Origin of the sequence: Catenulispora yoronensis, assembly GCF_039531695.1 — a bacterium.
Lineage (GTDB): Bacteria > Actinomycetota > Actinomycetes > Streptomycetales > Catenulisporaceae > Catenulispora > Catenulispora yoronensis.
The window spans coordinates 1-594 of the sequence record NZ_BAAAQN010000202.1; the positions used below are offsets into that span (position 1 = coordinate 1).

At 59.8% G+C, this 594-nt stretch carries 1 protein-coding gene; it reads right to left on the minus strand.

The window, feature by feature from the left end:
• Positions 1–84: 84 nt before the first annotated feature.
• A partial coding sequence (lipB, locus tag ABD481_RS46805; protein WP_344672361.1) for a lipoyl(octanoyl) transferase LipB occupies positions 85–594 on the minus strand: 510 nt, incomplete at its 5' end.

Consider the following 594-nt stretch of genomic DNA (forward strand, 5'->3'; position numbering starts at 1 on the left):
GCGTTGCCGTGCGTGACAATTGATTGCAAAAATAACGTGTTACTCGTTTAGCGCCCCGCTGACAGCGGGACGTTGGCCTGCCGCTTAATCCCGGGGAAGATATTCGTGCGGTGGATGATTTAGCAGCGCCAGCAGATTGGCGACCAGCCGCGGAGCGACCGTCTCCGGGGAGGCTGCCGGCTGCCACTGGCGCATTTGCGTCATCTCCATACCGGCATAGCCGCAGGGGTTGATACGCAGAAACGGTGTGAGATCCATGGCGATATTAAGCGCCAGACCGTGGAAAGAACAACCTTTACGGATCCGCAATCCCAGAGAGCAGATTTTGCGTTCGCCGACATAGACGCCAGGGGCATCGGCGCGGGGGTGCGACTCGATACTATATTCAGCCAGGGTATTGACGACCGTTTGCTCCAGTAGCGTCACCAGCTCCCGCACGCCCAGCTTACGGCGCTTGAGGTCCAACAGGACGTACATCACCTGCTGTCCCGGACCGTGATAGGTGACCTGGCCGCCGCGATCGCTCTGGATCACCGGAATATCGCCGGGCACCAGCACGTGTTCCGCTTTGCCGGCCTGACCCTGGGTGAATAC